Origin of the sequence: Clostridium sp. AF35-15, assembly GCF_003477745.1 — a bacterium.
Classification (GTDB): Bacteria; Bacillota; Clostridia; order Lachnospirales; family Lachnospiraceae; genus Otoolea; species Otoolea fessa.
This window is the reverse complement of sequence record NZ_QUDY01000003.1, coordinates 155873-173744: the sequence shown is the minus strand read 5'-3', so window position 1 is coordinate 173744 and position 17872 is coordinate 155873. Positions and strand designations below refer to the sequence as shown.

The following is a 17872-nucleotide window of genomic DNA, read 5'->3' as shown; positions in this document are numbered from 1 at the left end:
TCGATGCAAAAGTGGACACGGAAAGCAGCGGCTGTGATAGCTGTCATCTGTCTGGCGTTCGGTACAGCGGGGGTGGCAATGCATAAATGGGATGAAATGCGTCAGGAGAAGGCGCAGGAAGAGCTGACCGCTCAGGTTGTGGGAATGTCGGAAGCAGGGACGACAGGAGAAACAATGCCGGAGAAAAAAGTGCCAGAAGTGGAAAATGAGATAGATGAGACGGATGCAATAAAGGAGACAGAATATGTGTCAGCAATTGATTTCGCAGTGCTGGATTCCCAGAATCCGGACGTCGTTGCCTGGATTCAGATTCCGGGAACTCAGATCAATTATCCGGTGGTTCAGGGGAAGGACAATGATTATTACCTGCACCGTGACCTGAACGGGCAGAAGAGCACGGCGGGCACGATTTTTCTGGACTATGCCGATCGGGCAGATTTTTCGTCCCTGCATAACGTGCTGTACGGCCATCACATGAAGAATGGAAGTATGTTTAAGGACATTTCCAGATACAAGGATCAGGGCTATTTCGATCAGCATTCAGAAATCATTCTTTATACGCCGGAGCGGGAGATTCATTTAAAAGCCCTGGCGGCTGTCTGCACATCGCCGGATGCGATCCGCCGGAAAACGGAGTTTGCATCGGGAGAAGAATTTGCGTCATATATTCAGCAGATGACAGCGGGCGCGAGCGCGTCCGCGCCGATCGAGGGGACGATCGTGCGTTTGTATTCATTTGTGACATGCAGCTATGAATTTAACAATGCCCGGACAATTCTATATGCGTATGAATCGGCAGAATAGTAACTGTTCCCGGGTAGGCACTTTTGGAACCGAAAGTGCCGTAAGAAAACGTGGTGGCAGCAGGAATTTGCCGTATTTAAATGCAAAGCCACGGCAAATTCCGTTATTGGGCACGTATGCGTGAACAGTAACGCAGAATAAGATGGGGAATGTTCCAGATGTGGAAAAACAAAATGCGTTACCATGATGCAGTAACTGGATAGACAGAAAGACATAACATGGAAACGGACCGGAAAGAAATGTTTATATGCTACTGCATCTGGAAATAGATCTATCAAGGGAGGTAAAGGGATGAAAGAGAGAAAAATCAGGGGAAGGAGCCGGAGACGGAAGTATAAAAATCAGATGCGCCGTCCGATAGCAGTATTGCTGGCGCTGATGCTGTCGTTTAGTTCCTTCGGTACGGCGACTGCTTATGCGGATGATGCGGCAGTTGTCAAAGAAAGTGTGGACACAGCGGGAACGCAGGAGAAAGTCGATCTGGATAAGTGGATGGAGAAAGAAGTATTTGATACTGGAAAACAGGCAGAGAATATTGCTGGGAAAGATACTGTTGGAGTGCAGGATGGTTCTACGGTAGCGGATGTTTCTGGAGATGAGGGCTCAGATGGAGCTGGTGAAGGAAATGAAGCCGGAACTGTGGGTTCTGTGAATGAAAATGGAAACAGCCAGACAGGGGAAGAAAACGGTCAGAATCCGTCGGGTGAACAGACGGATAATCCATACGATTCGATCGAACGCCCATCTCAGTCTGACACGGTAGAAATTATTCCGGGTGCGCCGTCCGACTCGAAAAAGAACGAATCGGATGCCAATTCCGGTACAGGCTCTGCAGGTTCGGCGTCGGGAGCAGCCGGAGATTCTAATTCTCAGAATGGACAGGAAAATGTGGATAATTCCGGAAACCAGACGGGCGGCAGCCAGGAGACAGAGGTAAAACCTGTTTTACCGGAAGAGAAGGATTATGAATATTTTTATGATAAAGAAACTGGAAAATTTAAGGTAACCTTTAATATCAAAGAAGATGCCAAGGGTGACCAGACGATTGAGCTGAGCAAGGTGATGGAAGAGATCAATGCGGCTGGAAAGAAGCAGTTTGAACAGTGGTTCCAGACTAAAGAAGGTGCGAACGAGCTGGAAAATGCACAGTATTACGGACAAAATACGATCCGTCAGGTTTTCAATGGAGTTGAATATAGCTATAATATAAAAAATGGAACAGTCTGTCCGTATGAGGAACCGGGATGTACAATGGTATTTGATGTTTATATTACCAACGGTTCCAAACATACATATGTGTATAAAAATAACAGCTTTATCGTATCGACACCGGACATGAGCAATCAGGATCAGACAGGAGTCGTTGGATTTGACGGACAGGAACTGCCGGATGATTATACGAAGGGATTTCTTTCTCCCAAGTATGATATAAAGAATTCCAGCACAACAGGAGTTATTGAAAATCTGATTGATGAGGCATTGAAAGACACGCAGTCTCAGCGCCAGTACGGAATTGATAAGGACGGAAATTTAACGACATCCTATATCAAATTAACGAAAGACGATATTAATGTTGGAGATCCGGTTTATAAGATTGGAAAAAAATATTATCTGTATTCAGAAAAATATGATTGCTATTATTGCGATTTTAATAGTGCACAGGTGGAAGAAAAACCAAAAGGTTCTGGAAAGTATGTTGTAAAATTAATTCCGTCCAGCGGAAAAAACAATTATGCGATCAAGGCGGATGGAAGTAAATATTATGCTCCGTGGGTGCGTGGCGGTGAGATTGATGCAATCCGGGCATCAAAATATAAAATTCAGGATGCCTTGAATCAATATCTTTCTAAAAATAACACGACACTAGAAAAAGAAGTTCTTAAATACTACAACGAGAAAGGAGGAACTTCCTACACGACGATCGAGGAACTGCTTTCTAAGAATGAAGCAGCGGAAAATGAACTAACGCGAGCGGGAGAGAGCGGAAATTCTTCCTTGGCTTCTCTAGATCCGATGCTGCTTCATTCCAGCAGCCAGTATGATAATTTTTATCAGAATATTTTCAGCTTCAATGTCGGCAGCCAGGAGGATATGAAAAAATTCCTGGAAAATGAAAATCTGGGTCACGATCATAGTCATGGAAATTGGGCGACGGATGGGTGTGAGATGACGATCGGCGATTATATGGCGGATAAGTTAAATGAAACGGATGGTGCATGGGATAAGGCAAATGCCTATTTTAACGCATTGCTAAAGTCCGGTTTGATGGCGGAAGAAGCTACCTGGGTTGCATTTACCATGGCAACCAATATCGATGGCGAACGTTCAGATAACAATTATCAGAATACCGCCTGGAACTGGTACAGTTCCATGGTTCTCAAACAGCAGGATGGCACTTTCAACCTGACCAAGGTAGATACGGATGGCAGCCAGCTCGGAGATGACGAGGGCGAGGGGCAGACTTCGTTCTATCTCTGGTATATAGACAGCAAGACGGAGACAGATGAACAGGGAAATCAGAAGACAACGGATGTGACAAAATACTGTGTTTATGTGGATCCGGTCTACGAAACGGTAGAAAATGAAGATGGGACGAAGAGCCAGAAACTGGTAAAAGATGGATATTATGGCTGGGTTGAGTACGATCCGGACAACAAAGAGTTAAATTATACCGTCTCGACGACCAACGGAACCCTGAATATTGATTATGCACTTTTAGAGGGAGTGGTCTATTACCTTCAGGAAAAGGCGGCGCCAGATGGATATAAGGTGGATTCCAATATTTATGTGATCTGCGATGAAGAATCGTATCAGCAGATGACAGCCGAAAAAGGGGTAAGCAGTGTGATTAACCCGGCCACCGGCGTGGAGAGCGCTGTGGTTTATATGGGCGCAATCAAAGGCGGCGAAACCCTGAAAGTAAACTTTGTCAACGGAAAGACAGCTCCGAAGCCAGATCCAACCCCGGATCATGGGGGTGGCGGAAGCCACGGCGGTCATGGAGGCGGCGGTTCCAGTTCTGGCGGAAAGAAGACAACCTCTGCGGGACCGGGGACAGTCACCGAAGAACCGGTGCTTCCGGAACAGCCGGCGGAAGTGCCGATTGAAAACATTCCTGCACAGGGACTTCCGAAGACAGGAGAGGACGGAGTAAACACATCGGCTCTGATGCTGACACTCGGACTGATCGCATCTGCTTATGTATGGATGAGCGGCAGACGGGAGGAAGAAGAAAAGAACCGTAAAAACTAAAAGAAAACGGTGATGATAAAGACGCAGAAACGTTGTAAATAGGTATAAATCAAACAGATATAAATCAAACGGCAGCTGCTAAACAGGTGGATACAGTAAGTATCTCTTCCTGTCTGGCAGCTGCCGTTTGTCAAAATATATTTTTTAAATAAAATACTCCGCCTCACTTCTGCGTGTATAGTTCTGCTCCAGCATCGCAACGTGGGACAGAAAAGCCTCGTTGTCGAAGTATTTGGCGCCAGCCGGGCAGATCTTGATGCACGCCTGGCACTTGATGCAGATACCGGTACAGGTGTCCGGTGCATCCGCCGGGATAGAACCCATCGGACAGACCGTTGCACAGATGCCGCATCCGGTACATTTTTCCAGATCAGTAACTGGTTTGGCTTTCAGGAAGACAGCCGGTTTTCCGTCGGTGCCGAGCGGTGTGTAATATGGTCCGACCGGATCATCGCCGCGCACGGCAATCGGAGCCGGGATTTCGGTCAGGGAAGTGATCTTTTCAGCTGCTTTGATGCCGAATGCATGGATCTGTGCGAGATCATCTGCATCTGGACGTCCGGTTGCCAGCTTGTCGCTGAATACGTGCTCGGTCGGGATACCGGCACCCGCAATGGTGTGGAAACCGTGCGCCTCTAATTCATTGCGAAGCTCGATGAGCCCATTGTCGAAGTTGCGGTTTCCGAAGACAGCCACCGGAATGGCGAGCGCGCCATTTCCCTCAAAATGGGTCTGTACAAATGGGAGCATCTTGTTCGGGATGCGTCCCGCGTAGACCGGGGTGCCGATGACGAGCAGATCTTCTGTCCCGTATGTATGGACTTTTTCGCGGCTTTCCGGCAGCGTGAAATCATAGGAATCCATCGGGACGCCGAGTGTGTCCGCGATGGCCTGCGCCAGCGTGATGATAACCTTTTTCGCGTTGCCGGTCGGGCTGAAATAGACTGCGTGTACGTGATTGATTTTCATGAAAATACCTTCTCTTCATATGTTTAAATTTAATTTGGCAAAAACCTTATTATAGTAGGTATTTTAATGGATTTATGGTGGACTGTCAATGAAACTGGAGTTTTTTGGTTACTGGGCACGTATGCGTGAATAGTAATATGTTTTTTGCAGAATCACCCAAAATATCATTACATATGTCTTGTCACATGAAATAATATGTGCTATACTGGTGCGGATGCACAAATGAAGTTTTGGATTGAAAGAGAACTCTGTTTGCGATAGGAGCATAGAGTGGCAGATAGTATTCTGCGATTTGAAGGCTGAACTATCTGCAGGATAAAAAGATAAGTGCAAACGTATGGTATAGAAAGGAAGGCAACAAAATGGTCCGGGAGGAAAATTATGATGTGGTCATCGTCGGGTGTGGCGTAGGCGGTCTGTACACCGCTTTAAATCTGCCGTCGGAAGACCGGATCTTAATGATTTGCAAGGAAGATATAGAGAGCTGTGATTCCATGCTGGCGCAGGGAGGTATCTGCGTGCTGCGGGATGAGACAGATTATGATGCGTATTTTGAGGACACGATGCGCGCGGGACACTACGAGAACCGCAAGGAGAGTGTGGATATCATGATCCGCTCCAGCCGGGATGTGATAAATAATCTGCTGAAATTAGGCGTAGGGTTTGACAAAAATCCAGATGGCAGTTTAAAATATACAAAGGAGGGCGCGCATTCGCAGCCGCGTATCTGTTTCCATGAGGACATCACGGGAAAAGAGATCACGACGACCCTGCAGACGCGTGTAAAAGAACTTCCGAATGTAGAAATCCGGGAATATACTGTTATGACGGATATTTTGGTAGAAAAGGGCATCTGCACCGGTATTCTGGCAAAGAATGCAGACGGCGATATTTTAAAGATTCATGCGAAAGACACGGTTCTGGCGACCGGCGGTATCGGTGGGCTTTACAAGCATTCGACGAACTTCCCGAGCCTGACAGGTGATGGGCTGGATGTGGCAAAGAAACACGGCGTGCGTCTGGAACATCTCGATTATGTCCAGATTCATCCGACCAGCCTGTACAGCAAGAAGCCGGGACGCAGCTTCCTGATTTCAGAATCGACCCGCGGCGAGGGAGCAGTTCTGTTAAATGGAAAGGGCGAGCGCTTTGTCGATGAGCTTCTGCCGCGTGATGTGGTGACGCAGGCGATCGAGAAGGAGATGGAAAAAGAGGGCAGCGATCATGTATGGCTGTCGTTTGAGGCAGTTCCGGAGGAGACGATCCGGGGGCATTTTCCGCACATTTATGAGGAGTGCTTAAAAGAGGGCTACGATATCACGAAGGAACCGGCTCCGGTCGTACCGGCGCAGCATTATTTCATGGGCGGTATCTATGTCGATCATTTCTCCGAGACGACGATGAATCACCTGTATGCGGTTGGTGAGACGAGCTGCAACGGCGTACACGGAAAAAACCGGCTTGCCAGCAACAGTCTGCTGGAAAGCCTTGTATTTGCAGAGAGAGCGGCAGGCAAGATTGCCGGACGGGAGGACGAAGAGTATGAATCCAATTACGATGCAGCTTGTTGCGGATGAGTATATCCGCATGGCATTAAAGGAAGATATTAACAGTGAGGACGTTTCGACGAACGCGGTCATGCCGGAATACCGCAGGGGCGAGGTACAGCTCTTAGCCAAGGCGGACGGTATTATCGCCGGTTTACAGGTGTTTGAGCGCGTGTTTAAACTTCTTGACGAGACGACCGAGACAAAATTTGAGGTAAAAGACGGGGATACCGTCACAAAAGGGCAGTTTTTAGGTGTGATTACCGGCGACATCCGGGTGCTTCTTTCTGGCGAGCGGACGGCGCTCAACTATTTACAGCGGATGAGCGGCATTGCGACCTATACGAACCAGGTGGCGAAGCTTTTAGAAGGAACGAAGACGACGCTTTTAGATACGCGCAAGACGACCCCGTGTATGCGTATATTTGAAAAATATGCGGTCAAGGTTGGCGGCGGCAGCAACCACCGTTACAACTTATCGGACGGCGTGATGCTCAAGGATAACCATATCGACGCAGCCGGCGGAGTTAAGGCGGCGGTTGAGGCGGCGAAGGAATATGCCCCATTTGTCCGCAAGATCGAGGTGGAGACGGAAAATCTCGATATGGTGCGCGAGGCAGTGGAAGCGGGCGCTGATATTATCATGCTGGACAATATGACCCCGGACGAGATGGCGGAGGCGATCCGCATCATCGACGGACGCGCCGAGACGGAGTGTTCCGGAAATATGACGAAGGAAAATATCGCAACGATCACGAAATTAGGCGTAGATTATGTGTCCAGCGGCGCGCTGACGCACTCGGCACCAATTCTGGATCTGAGCCTCAAACATCTGCGGGCATTATAAAAATTTAAAAACTAAGAAAGGACAGGGAAAACAGGATGGAAACAACGATGACAGGAGTACAGCGGAGAAAGAAAATACTGGAAATGCTGGGACAGTCATCCACACCGCTTTCCGGCGGGGCGCTGGGGCGGGCAGTCGGCGTGAGCCGTCAGGTGGTGGTGCAGGATATCGCGCTTCTGCGTACCGAGGGACACCCTGTCCTTGCGACTGCCCGCGGTTATGTGCTGGAGGTGCCGCACCAGACGGAACGCCTCTTTAAAATGTGCCATACGACCGAGCAGACGCGCGAAGAGCTGAATACGATTGTTGATCTGGGCGGCGAGGTGCTGGATGTCATGGTCAACCACCGCATCTATGGAAAGGTATCGGCGCCGTTAAATATCCGCAGCCGCCGCGATGTTGAGGCATTTGTGGAAAATATCCGGACTGGGCGTTCCACGCCGCTTTTAAACGTGACATCGGGCTATCATTTCCATCACGTGGCTGCCGATCAGGAGGAGATTCTCGACGAGATCGAGGCAGCGCTGCGGGAAAAGGGATTTCTGGCGGACTTCCTGTCATACGAGCAGGAAGAGGTGGAAAAATAGGGGGGAAGTCAAAAGAAATGAATTTTTGAAATTATTTTAAAAAATATGAAATTTCCTGTTGACATTCTTTTTCAAATGTTATATACTATCTTTGCTGTCGATGAGACAGATAAGCAGTTGGCTGAGAGGTCAGGTGCGGGAATGGTTACAGTGCCGGATAAAACGGTCAGAATCGCAAAATGAATATGAGTCTGTAGCTCAGCTGGATAGAGCAACGGCCTTCTAAGCCGTGGGTCGGGGGTTCGAATCCCTTCAGGCTCGTCGAATCTGTTTCGACAGATTCCTATGGTGGATATAGCGCAGTTGGTTAGCGCGCCAGATTGTGGCTCTGGAGGCCTAGGGTTCGAATCCCTATATCCACCTTCCTTTTAAAAGGATCTTTTGCTGATGGGCTATCGCCAAGCGGTAAGGCACAGGACTTTGACTCCTGCATTCGTTGGTCCGAATCCAACTAGCCCAGTTAAATATGGGGTATTAGCTCAGTCGGTAGAGCACTTGACTTTTAATCAAGTTGTCCGGGGTTCGAATCCCCGATGCCTCATTACGAAGACACATTGCAGACGCGATGTGTCTTTTTGTGTAATAGGTAATTCCTTGAAATTCTCTATCACACAAAAAGGCACTAACGTGCCAATGATGCGCGCTCGCGCGAAATTGTAATATGAGGAGGTTTTTAGTTATGGCCAAAAAGTCCATGCGCGTAATCGGGGAGTACACAATGATCACAGCGGCGACCTTTGTCGTGGCGGCAGCCGTCTATTTCTTTCTGATTCCGAGCGGTGTATCGGTGGGAAGTATTTCCGGTCTGGCGATGCTTTTGGGAAATGTGATACCGCTGCCGATTTCAGTGCTGACCTTTATTTTAAATGCGGCGCTTCTGGTGGTGGGCTTTCTTTTTATCGGACGCGAGTTCGGCGTCAAGACGGTGTATACGTCGCTGATTCTGCCGGTTTTTCTGTGGGTGTTTGAGCAGGTTTTCCCGGATTTTGTGTCGATCAACCAGGATGCGATGATGGATACGGTCTGCTATATCTTTGTTGTCAGCGTTGGTCTGGCTCTTTTGTTCCGGATGAATGCCTCGTCGGGCGGTCTGGACATCGTGGCAAAGCTCTTAAACAAATATTTCCATATGGAGCTGGGAAAAGCGATGGCGCTTCCAGGCATGTGTGTGGCGCTCTCATCCGTGTTTTTCAGCGATAAAAAACTGGTGGTGCTGGGCATTCTGGGTACATACTTAAACGGAATTGTGCTGGATCATTTTATTTTCGGTCTGAATCTGAAAAAGAGAGTTTGCATTATCTCGGAAAAAGAAGAAGAGATACGCCAGTTTATCCTGCATACGCTTCACAGCGGCGCGACGATCTATCAGGGATTCGGCGCGTTTGACAATGAGCCGAAGACGGAAATTATCACGATCGTAGATAAAAACGAATATGCACAGCTCATGCCGTATATATTAAAAACAGATCCGAAGGCATTTGTGACGGTGTATACGGTGAATGAGATTATTTATCGTCCCAAAAGATAGAAAATGATGTTACTGATAAAAAAACTCAGTAAGCAAAAATGAACAAAATTTGCTTGACGTGGTAAGTGATTCATGATATAGTCTCATTGAAGTTAGATAAGACTAACCCGTGAAAAGGAAAATAGAAGGCAGAAAAAGCCTTTTATTTTTTGAAAGATAGTTAGCCATATCTAACTAAAGGTAGATATGGCTAACTAAGAGAAGCAGTCAGGAGGCAGGAAGATGGAACGATTGTTTGAAGAAGTATTCGTAGAGGTGTGTGCGCCGACTCTTCGTGGCATCAAACCGTCGAACTTGTTCCGCTATCAGCCGCAGAACCGTGATAAACTCCTGGAAGCGCTTGATTTCTGGAACCGGGAACTGGAACCGTCGGGGCTTCAGGTGCGGGCGCTTAAAGAGTGCAGCCGGACGGGCGCGTTTCTGATTCTGGTGTACCGCGAGGAATGGCTTCGCTTTATTCTGGGTAAAATATCTGTACAGCACTTTTTAAAAAAGTCTGGTTACCAGATGCAGAAGACGGTCGATGGCTTTTTGAAGCAGCTTTCCAACCGGCTTTGTCTGGAACATGATTTTCCACATGAGATTGGCATTTTCCTGGGGTATCCGCTTGAGGATGTTGTTGGATTCATTGAAAATCAGGGAAAAAATTATACCTGCAGCGGTTACTGGAAGACGTATGGCGACCCGCAGGAAGCAAAACGGCGGTTTGATTCATACCGGGAATGCACGGAAGTGTGCCGGGAGAAATACCGTCAGGGGACACCGATTATTCAGCTTGTAAAAGCCGCATAATAAATCTAAGTAAGTAAATTATTCACAAGGAGGAAATAAAAATGAGCAAGGTAGCAATTGTATACTGGAGCGGAACGGGAAACACAGAGGCTATGGCAAATTACGTAGCAGAGGGCGTTAAGAAAGCGGGTGGCGAGGCTGATTTATTTACTTCCGCAGAGTTTGGCGCTGACAAAGCTGGCGAGTATGACAGAATCGCATTTGGCTGCCCGTCTATGGGGGCTGAACAGTTAGAGGAGTCTGAGTTCCAGCCGATGTTCGACGAGGTTAGCCTGGTTCTCTCTGGCAAAAAGATTGCATTATTCGGTTCTTACGGATGGGGCGACGGCGAGTGGATGCGTACCTGGGAGAGCGACTGCATGACTCTGGGCGTAACCATGGCTTGCGAGCCGGTAATCTGCAACGCAACGCCGGACGAGGCAGCAGGTGCTGAGTGCGAGGCACTGGGCGAGGCTCTTGCAAACGCATAAGTAAAATCGCATAAAAACACATATATAATAAGAAGAAGTACAATTACCTGCGAACGCAGGACATCTTAAATTGCCATAATAAAGATGCTTAAAAATTGAAAATCAGAAAAGGAAGTGTCCTCCCGCGGCGCTTCCTTTTTTGTGGGCAAATATCCCCTTTTCGAAAACTCCAAAATGTGATATGATAAAAAATAAAACTGTTTGATTTGACTCAAACAACAGTATCAATTTACGAAAAGAAACAACGGAGGGAATGTATATGGAAGAAAATAAAAAACCATTGGCAGAGGGAGAGGAGAAGGAAGAGGCTGTCTCCAAGAACTTTATCGAGCGCGAGATTGACAAAGATCTGGCAGAGGGCGTTTACGATCATGTCCAGACGAGATTTCCTCCGGAACCGAACGGATATCTTCATATTGGACACGCTAAATCGATTATTCTGAACTCTGGACTGGCAAAAGAATACAACGGAAAATTCAATCTCCGTTTTGATGACACCAACCCGACGAAGGAGAAGACGGAGTTTGTTGAGTCAATCATCGAGGATGTAAAATGGCTGGGCGCTGATTTTGAGGACCGCCTGTTTTTTGCATCCAACTATTTCCAGCAGATGTATGAGTGTGCAGTTCTTCTTATTAAAAAGGGAAAAGCATTCGTCTGCGATCTGACAGCTGATCAGATCCGCGAGTACCGCGGTGATTTTAACAATCCTGGTAAGGAAAGCCCATACCGCAACCGCAGCATCGAGGAGAACTTACAGCTCTTTGAGGAGATGAAAGAAGGCAAATATGCGGATGGCGAAAAGGTACTGCGTGCGAAAATTGATATGGCATCCCCGAACATCAATATGCGTGATCCGGTTATTTATCGTGTAGCCCATATGCATCATCACAACACCGGGGACAAATGGTGCATTTACCCGATGTACGATTTCGCTCATCCGATTGAGGATGCGATTGAGCACATCACGCATTCGATTTGTACGCTGGAATTTGAGGATCACAGACCGCTCTATGACTGGGTCGTAAGAGAGTGCGAGTTTGAGAACCCGCCGCGCCAGATTGAGTTTGCGAAGATGTATCTGACCAACGTCATTACCGGAAAACGTTATATCAAGAAACTGGTAGAAGATAAGATTGTAGATGGCTGGGATGACCCGCGTCTGGTAACCATCGCAGCGCTGCGCCGCAGAGGTTACACGCCGGAATCCATCCGCCGCTTTGTAGAGCTGGCAGGTGTCTCCAAAGCAGATAATTCCATCGACAGTGCAATGTTAGAGTACTGCCTGCGCGAGGATCTGAAATTAAAGAAGTCCCGTGTGATGGCAATTCTTGACCCGGTCAAGCTTGTTATCGACAACTATCCGGAAGGACAGATCGAGGAGCTGGATGCACCAAACAATATGGAGAACGAGGAACTTGGTTCCAGAAAGATTCCATTTGGCAGAGAACTTTACATCGAACGCGAGGACTTTATGGAAGAACCACCGAAGAAATACTTCCGTCTCTTCCCGGGCAATGAGGTCCGCCTGATGAACGCGTACTTTGTTACCTGCACCGGATTCGAGAAAGATGCAGACGGTAATGTAACGGTTGTTCACTGTACCTACGATCCAGAGACGAAGAGTGGTTCCGGCTTCAATGCAAGAAAGGTAAAAGGTACGATTCACTGGGTAGCAGCACAGACTGCACTGAAAGCAGAAGTACGTCTCTATGAGAACCTGGTAGACGAGGAAAAGGGCAAACTCAATGCAGATGGAACGCTGAACTTAAATCCGAATTCCCTGCGCGTTCTGAAAGAGTGTTACTTAGAGCCGGGTCTGAAAGAGGCAAAAGCATTTGAGAGCTTTCAGTTCGTCCGCAATGGATACTTCTGCGTGGACTGCCGCGACAGCGAGCCGGGCAAACCGGTTTTCAACCGGATTGTTTCGCTGAAGAGCTCTTTCAAGCTTCCGAAATAAATCGAGAACAACTCTTGAAAATGTATAAAAAAATACAGAAAAAAGCGGCTTTGTTCTGATGAAAAAAGGAGAGAACGGGACTTTCAGAATACATTTTAGAATATGAGCAAAATGCTTGAGAGGTCTTGGCGATTCTTCCGGGGGTTATTAAGAAAAATGTAGAAAAATGTAGTAATAACCTATAAAAAGCAGGTTGTTTTTGCTAATAAAACACCCTGCTTTTTGTGCATAATTTATGAAAGGCTTGGTTGACAATCAGGGGGGTTACTGTTATAATTTAAGTAAAGTGAGCTGATCATGTCAATCTGTGGCTTCACTTGTTACAGTTAAGGGGAAAAGCCCCTTATAAATTGCTTTCAAAAATGGAATGCATTCCACAATACGGAATCTTACTGGTGGAATTTTATAAGTATAATTTTTCACAAAGAAAGCAGAACCTAAAATAAATAAGGAGGTGCAATGCACAATGTGGACTGAACCAACTATGCCTTTCGGGCAGTCAGTTATCGTTTCTCTGCTGGGTCTTTCGGTAGTTTTCCTGGCTCTGATCTGTCTGGCTCTGGCAATTATGGTAATTTCCAAGATTCTCCGCTCCGTTGTTTCTGATGGTGCTAAGGCCCCGGCCGCAGCACAGAAAGCAGCACCGGCTGTGTCGGATGAAGCTGATAAGGAATTACTTGCCGTGCTGATGGCAACGATCGGGGATGACCTCGGATTGCCGACAGACAAGTTTAAGATCTTGAGCGTGACAGAAGTTAAGTAATGAGAAACAGGAATGAAAGGAAATCGAAAGGAAGGTTAGAGCAGTTATGAAGTATACGGCTACCCTCAATGGAAAACAGTACGAAGTAGAACTTGAAAGAATCGATGCATACGAGCCAATGCCGCGTTACGGCGAGGCTCCGGCAGCAGCACCGGCTCCAGTAGCAGCACCGGCAGCACCGTCAGCTCCAGCACCGGCGCCTGCACCAGCAGCACCGGCTCCTGCACCAGCAGCTCCGGCGGCAGCACCGGCAGCAGGTGCAACTACCGTAGAGGCTCCGATGCCAGGTAAAATCCTGAACATCAAAGTATCTGCAGGACAGGCAGTTAAGTTTGGTGAGACCGTCATCGTGATGGAAGCTATGAAGATGGAAACTGAAATCGTTGCTCCGGCAGACGGTACAGTAGCACAGATTCTTGTCAAAGCAGGCGACGCCGTTGACACAGGTGCAGCACTGGTTACCCTGAACTAATAGACGATACTATGATAAATAGCAACTGTTTACAAAAAGGAATTTTCGGAACTGAAAATTCTGTATGATACAGTTCAGGCAACAGATTTTGCCGATTTGGAATACAAAGCATCGGCAAAATCCCATTACTGGGCACACATGTGTGAACAGTAATGATAAACATTCGAAAGGACGTAAAGAATTATGAAATATGTTGCTACGATCAATGGAAAGAAATACGAAGTTGAAGTAGAAAAATTAGAAGCTTACAAATCTCTGGATCGTAATGGTGTAGCAGCTCCGGCAGCTCCGGTTCTTCCGGCATCCGCACCGGTACAGAGACCGGCAGCACCGGCTCCGGCTCCAGTTGCAGCAGCACCGGCTCCAGCTCCGGCACCGGCAGCAGCTCCGGCTCCGAAGGCAGCAGCTCCGGCGGGCGCAACTACCGTAGAAGCTCCAATGCCAGGTAAAATCCTGAACATCAAGGTATCTGAAGGACAGGCGGTTAAATTTGGCGAAGTAGTAGTTATTATGGAAGCCATGAAAATGGAGACTGAGATCGTTGCTCCGGCAGACGGTACAGTCAGCAAGATCCTTGTTAAGGCTGGCGATTCTGTTGATACAGGAGCTGCTCTGGTTGCTCTGAACTAGGAGGTTAGGTAATGAACTTTTTTGAAATATTAAAAGAGCTTCTTGCACAGTCGGGTTTCGCAGCATTGACCTGGAGAAGCTGTGTAATGATTCTCATTGCTTTTGTATTATTATACCTGGCAATTAAAAAGCAGTTCGAGCCGCTTCTTCTGCTTCCGATTGCATTTGGTATGTTCCTGGCAAACCTGCCGTTGGCTGACCTGATGAAGGAAAGCGAGCCGTGGTATACCGCAGGTGTTCTGCGTATCATCTACGGCGGTGTTAAGTCCAGTTTGTTCCCGTGTCTGATCTTCATGGCAGTAGGTGCCATGACAGACTTTGGTCCGCTGATTGCAAACCCGGTGAGCCTTCTGCTTGGTGCAGCTGCTCAGTTCGGTATCTACATTGCATTCATGCTGGCTAACGCAACTGGTCTGTTTACAGTAGGTGAGGCAGCTGCTATCGGTATCATCGGTGGTGCAGACGGTCCGACCGCTATCTATGTAGCTAACAACCTGGCACCGGATCTGGTTGCTCCGATCGCCGTTGCCGCTTACTCCTACATGGCGCTGATTCCGCTGATTCAGCCGCCGATCATGAAGCTTCTTACCACTAAGAAAGAGCGTTCCATCGTTATGAAGCAGCTCCGTAAGGTAAGCAAGGTTGAGAAGATCGTATTCCCGGTATTCGTAGTACTGTTCTGCTCCCTGCTTCTTCCGTCCGTAGCTCCGCTGCTTGGTATGCTGATGCTTGGTAACCTGCTTCGTGAATCTGGTGTTACAGAGCGTCTTTCTGATACAGCTCAGAACGCACTGTGCAACATCGTAACTATCATGCTTGGTACTACCGTAGGTGCGACCGCAAACGGCGAGATCTTCCTGCGTGTTCAGACCATCGCTATCGTTTGCATGGGTCTTCTTGCATTCGCATTCGCTACCATCGGAGGTGTTCTCCTTGGTAAGGTGCTGTGCGCTGTAACCGGCGGCAAGATCAACCCGTTAATCGGTTCCGCTGGTGTATCTGCTGTACCGATGGCTGCCCGCGTTTCTCAGACAGTTGGTGCAAAAGAGAATCCGACCAACTTCCTTCTGATGCACGCTATGGGACCAAACGTAGCAGGTGTTATCGGTTCTGCCGTAGCAGCAGGTTTCTTCATGCTGATTTTCGGTTAATCGAATATTGATTTTTGGCTGTTGCAGCCGGGATCTGGCTGCATCTGGCCTGCGAAAGACCGCAGCGCCGGAAGTACCGGATCCCGTTTTTACTTATTTATATAGGTAGTTATAGAAAATTTTTTTAAAGGAGGCTTTATTGTGGCTAATAAAGTAATGTCTTTACACGATGCCGTAGAAAAGTATGTATGTGACAACGATGTACTTTGTCTCGGCGGATTTACAACAAACCGTAAACCGTATGCAGCAGTTTACGAGATCCTTCGTCAGGGTAAAACTGGTTTTGTAGGCTGGTCTGGCCCGGCAGGTGGTGACTGGGATGCGTTAATCGGTGAGGGCCGTGTGAGAGCCTACATTAACTGCTATACTGCAAACTCTGGTTACACCAACGTAGCTCGTCGTTTCCGTGCAGCTATCGAGAAGGGTGAGCTTACATATGAGGATTATTCTCAGGACGTTCTGATGCTTCAGCTTCATGCTGCATCTCTGGGTCTTCCGTACCTGCCGGTACGTATGATGCAGGGCTCCGGACTTGTTAAGTTCTGGGGTATCAGCGAAGAGAAGAGAAGAACCATGGAAGGTGTTGACAACCTGAAATGCGTAGAGATCGAGAACCCGCTTGAGCCAGGCGAGAAGCTGCTGGCTGTTCCGGTTCCGAAGCTTGACTGCGCTATCATCCATGTTCAGCAGGCATCTCCGGATGGAACCTGTATCATCGATGGTGATGAGTTCCATGACGTAGATATCGCTGTAGCTGCAAAACGTTGTATCGTTACCTGCGAGGAGATCGTAAGTGATGAGTATATCCGTCGTGACCCAACCAAGACAAGAATCTTTGGTGAGTGTGTAGACGCCGTTGTTCGTGCACCGTACGGTGCTTGGCCGGCACAGTGCTACGGCTATTATGATGATGATGATAAGGGCTTGAAAGAGTACGACAAGGCTTCCAAGTACCTTGACGCTGAGGATGCTAAGGCACAGCTTCAGAAGGCTGCAGACAAAGCTGCTAAGGCTGCTGCTGCTAAGCCGGAAGATGAGAAGCTTGCAAAAGCTGCAGAAGTTGCTGCACAGGCTGCAAAAGATGCTGCTGACGGCACCAAGATTCCGGAGACCTTCAAGGATTACCTTCAGAAGTATGTATATGGATGCAAGGATCAGGATGATCTGCTCAACGTACTGGGCGGCGCTCGCCTCATGAACCTTAAGAATGAGCCGCATCTTGGCTATTCTACCAGACATTAATTGAGGGAGGGAAAATCTAAAATGGCTGATTATACAAAGTATACAAAGCAGGAAATGCAGGCTTACGCCATCGCAAAAAATATTAAAGAAAATCAGATCGTTATCGTTGGTACCGGTCTTCCGTTAATCGGTGCATCCCTGGCAAAACGTGTTGTTTGCCCGAGCTGCCATCCGATCGTAGAGAGTGGTCTTATGGATTGTTCTCCGATTGAGGTTCCGCGTTCTGTAGGTGACAACCGTTTCATGGCTCACTGTGCAGTACAGTGGCCAAACGTTCGTTTCGTAGGTTTCGAGGCTAATGAGTGGTTACATGATGCTGATCGTATGATCGCATTCATCGGTGGCGCTCAGATCGACCCGTACGGAAACGTTAACTCTACCTGTATCTTTGGTAAGGGTGATTATGTTAAACCTACCACACGTTTCACCGGTTCTGGCGGTGCAAACGGAATCGCTACCTTCTGCAACACCATCATCATGATGCAGCATCAGAAGAGAAGATTCATGGAGCATGTTGACTACATCACAAGCTGTGGCTGGATGGACGGCCCTGGCGGACGTGAGAGAGCAGGTCTTCCGGGCAACCGTGGACCGCAGATGGTAGTTACCGATCTTGGTATCATGAAATTCGACGAAGAGACCAAGAGAATGTACCTGGCTTACTACTATCCATTCTCCTCTCCGGAAATGGTTCAGGAGAACACTGGTTTCGAGATCGATACCTCCAGAGCTCAGCTGATGGAAGGTCCGGATCCGGAGATCATCCGCGTTATTCGTGAAGAGATCGACCCAGGTCAGGCATTCATCAAAGTTCCGAAGGAGACTAAGTAATTAGCCTTCCATAGGGAATCAAGACAG

Annotated in this window: 16 protein-coding genes and 4 tRNA genes; 19 read left to right on the top strand and 1 reads right to left on the bottom strand. The window is 47.9% G+C overall.

What is annotated here, in order from left to right:
- Positions 1-3: 3 nt before the first annotated feature.
- Both srtB and DWZ76_RS05160 read left to right on the top strand, forming a co-directional pair.
- Positions 4-804 (top strand): class B sortase, encoded by an 801-nt coding sequence (gene srtB / locus DWZ76_RS05165; RefSeq protein ID WP_182431267.1) that lies wholly within the window; start codon positions 4-6, stop codon positions 802-804.
- Positions 805-1095: 291 nt separating this feature from the next.
- Positions 1096-4056, top strand: a complete 2961-nt coding sequence (locus DWZ76_RS05160; RefSeq protein ID WP_118472085.1) for a hypothetical protein — start codon at positions 1096-1098, stop codon at positions 4054-4056.
- A 144-nt stretch (positions 4057-4200) separates the two neighbouring features.
- Here DWZ76_RS05160 and DWZ76_RS05155 read toward each other — a convergent pair whose 3' ends face one another.
- Positions 4201-5025: an EFR1 family ferrodoxin gene (locus DWZ76_RS05155; protein ID WP_118472084.1), complete on the bottom strand. Its 825-nt coding sequence runs from the start codon at positions 5023-5025 to the stop codon at positions 4201-4203.
- A 362-nt stretch (positions 5026-5387) separates the two neighbouring features.
- Here DWZ76_RS05155 and DWZ76_RS05150 point away from each other — a divergent pair, with 362 nt between their 5' ends.
- The 17 genes from DWZ76_RS05150 to gctB all read left to right on the top strand — a co-directional run bounded on the left by DWZ76_RS05150 (position 5388) and on the right by gctB (position 17845).
- Positions 5388-6602 carry an L-aspartate oxidase gene (locus DWZ76_RS05150; protein WP_117796382.1) on the top strand — a complete coding sequence of 405 codons (1215 nt, stop codon included), beginning with the start codon at positions 5388-5390 and terminating at the stop codon, positions 6600-6602.
- Positions 6568-7419, top strand: a complete 852-nt coding sequence (gene nadC, locus DWZ76_RS05145) for a carboxylating nicotinate-nucleotide diphosphorylase (RefSeq protein ID WP_117796383.1) — start codon at positions 6568-6570, stop codon at positions 7417-7419. Before DWZ76_RS05150 ends, nadC begins: the two co-directional genes overlap by 35 nt.
- 47 nt (positions 7420-7466) lie before the next feature.
- Positions 7467-8006, top strand: coding sequence for a transcription repressor NadR (locus DWZ76_RS05140; RefSeq protein ID WP_333489813.1), 540 nt, complete (start codon positions 7467-7469; stop codon positions 8004-8006).
- A gap of 187 nt (positions 8007-8193) precedes the next feature.
- A tRNA-Arg gene (locus DWZ76_RS05135) sits at positions 8194-8267 on the top strand.
- 27 nt (positions 8268-8294) lie between these two features.
- A tRNA-His gene (locus DWZ76_RS05130) sits at positions 8295-8368 on the top strand.
- Positions 8369-8394: 26 nt separating this feature from the next.
- Positions 8395-8466 (top strand) — tRNA-Gln (locus DWZ76_RS05125).
- 8 nt (positions 8467-8474) lie between these two features.
- Positions 8475-8547: transfer RNA gene (locus tag DWZ76_RS05120), tRNA-Lys, on the top strand.
- 138 nt (positions 8548-8685) lie between these two features.
- A complete protein-coding gene (locus DWZ76_RS05115; protein WP_118472083.1) occupies positions 8686-9534 on the top strand; it encodes a YitT family protein in 849 nt (282 codons plus the stop codon).
- 222 nt (positions 9535-9756) lie between these two features.
- The gene (locus tag DWZ76_RS05110; protein WP_107000310.1) at positions 9757-10326 is read left to right on the top strand and encodes a DUF3793 family protein; all 570 of its coding nucleotides are present in this window, start codon (positions 9757-9759) and stop codon (positions 10324-10326) included.
- Positions 10327-10367: 41 nt separating this feature from the next.
- Positions 10368-10796, top strand: a complete 429-nt coding sequence (locus DWZ76_RS05105) for a flavodoxin (protein ID WP_118472082.1) — start codon at positions 10368-10370, stop codon at positions 10794-10796.
- Positions 10797-11055: 259 nt separating this feature from the next.
- On the top strand, positions 11056-12756 hold the full coding sequence (locus DWZ76_RS05100) for a glutamine--tRNA ligase/YqeY domain fusion protein (RefSeq protein ID WP_118467955.1): 1701 nt from the start codon (positions 11056-11058) through the stop codon (positions 12754-12756).
- A 466-nt stretch (positions 12757-13222) separates the two neighbouring features.
- A complete protein-coding gene (locus tag DWZ76_RS05095; RefSeq protein WP_022359955.1) occupies positions 13223-13519 on the top strand; it encodes an OadG family protein in 297 nt (98 codons plus the stop codon).
- A 46-nt stretch (positions 13520-13565) separates the two neighbouring features.
- Complete coding sequence (locus tag DWZ76_RS05090) at positions 13566-13991, top strand: acetyl-CoA carboxylase biotin carboxyl carrier protein subunit (protein WP_118472081.1); 426 nt, start codon at positions 13566-13568, stop codon at positions 13989-13991.
- A gap of 183 nt (positions 13992-14174) precedes the next feature.
- Positions 14175-14621 carry a biotin/lipoyl-containing protein gene (locus DWZ76_RS05085; protein WP_117796387.1) on the top strand — a complete coding sequence of 149 codons (447 nt, stop codon included), beginning with the start codon at positions 14175-14177 and terminating at the stop codon, positions 14619-14621.
- Positions 14622-14632: 11 nt separating this feature from the next.
- Positions 14633-15772, top strand: coding sequence for a sodium ion-translocating decarboxylase subunit beta (locus DWZ76_RS05080; protein WP_117796388.1), 1140 nt, complete (start codon positions 14633-14635; stop codon positions 15770-15772).
- A 141-nt stretch (positions 15773-15913) separates the two neighbouring features.
- A complete protein-coding gene (locus tag DWZ76_RS05075) occupies positions 15914-17014 on the top strand; it encodes a CoA-transferase (protein WP_022359951.1) in 1101 nt (366 codons plus the stop codon).
- 21 nt (positions 17015-17035) lie between these two features.
- Positions 17036-17845: a glutaconate CoA-transferase subunit B gene (gctB, locus tag DWZ76_RS05070; RefSeq protein WP_107000305.1), complete on the top strand. Its 810-nt coding sequence runs from the start codon at positions 17036-17038 to the stop codon at positions 17843-17845.
- The last annotated feature ends 27 nt before the right edge of the window (positions 17846-17872 follow it).

Coding starts and splice junctions, on each gene's coding strand:
- srtB (WP_182431267.1), top strand. CDS start 4: ATGCAAAAGTGGACACGGAAAGCAGCGGCTGTGATAGCTGTCATCTGT.
- DWZ76_RS05160 (WP_118472085.1), top strand. CDS start 1,096: ATGAAAGAGAGAAAAATCAGGGGAAGGAGCCGGAGACGGAAGTATAAA.
- DWZ76_RS05155 (WP_118472084.1), bottom strand. CDS start 5,025: ATGAAAATCAATCACGTACACGCAGTCTATTTCAGCCCGACCGGCAAC.
- DWZ76_RS05150 (WP_117796382.1), top strand. CDS start 5,388: ATGGTCCGGGAGGAAAATTATGATGTGGTCATCGTCGGGTGTGGCGTA.
- nadC (WP_117796383.1), top strand. CDS start 6,568: ATGAATCCAATTACGATGCAGCTTGTTGCGGATGAGTATATCCGCATG.
- DWZ76_RS05140 (WP_333489813.1), top strand. CDS start 7,467: ATGACAGGAGTACAGCGGAGAAAGAAAATACTGGAAATGCTGGGACAG.
- DWZ76_RS05115 (WP_118472083.1), top strand. CDS start 8,686: ATGGCCAAAAAGTCCATGCGCGTAATCGGGGAGTACACAATGATCACA.
- DWZ76_RS05110 (WP_107000310.1), top strand. CDS start 9,757: ATGGAACGATTGTTTGAAGAAGTATTCGTAGAGGTGTGTGCGCCGACT.
- DWZ76_RS05105 (WP_118472082.1), top strand. CDS start 10,368: ATGAGCAAGGTAGCAATTGTATACTGGAGCGGAACGGGAAACACAGAG.
- DWZ76_RS05100 (WP_118467955.1), top strand. CDS start 11,056: ATGGAAGAAAATAAAAAACCATTGGCAGAGGGAGAGGAGAAGGAAGAG.
- DWZ76_RS05095 (WP_022359955.1), top strand. CDS start 13,223: ATGTGGACTGAACCAACTATGCCTTTCGGGCAGTCAGTTATCGTTTCT.
- DWZ76_RS05090 (WP_118472081.1), top strand. CDS start 13,566: ATGAAGTATACGGCTACCCTCAATGGAAAACAGTACGAAGTAGAACTT.
- DWZ76_RS05085 (WP_117796387.1), top strand. CDS start 14,175: ATGAAATATGTTGCTACGATCAATGGAAAGAAATACGAAGTTGAAGTA.
- DWZ76_RS05080 (WP_117796388.1), top strand. CDS start 14,633: ATGAACTTTTTTGAAATATTAAAAGAGCTTCTTGCACAGTCGGGTTTC.
- gctB (WP_107000305.1), top strand. CDS start 17,036: ATGGCTGATTATACAAAGTATACAAAGCAGGAAATGCAGGCTTACGCC.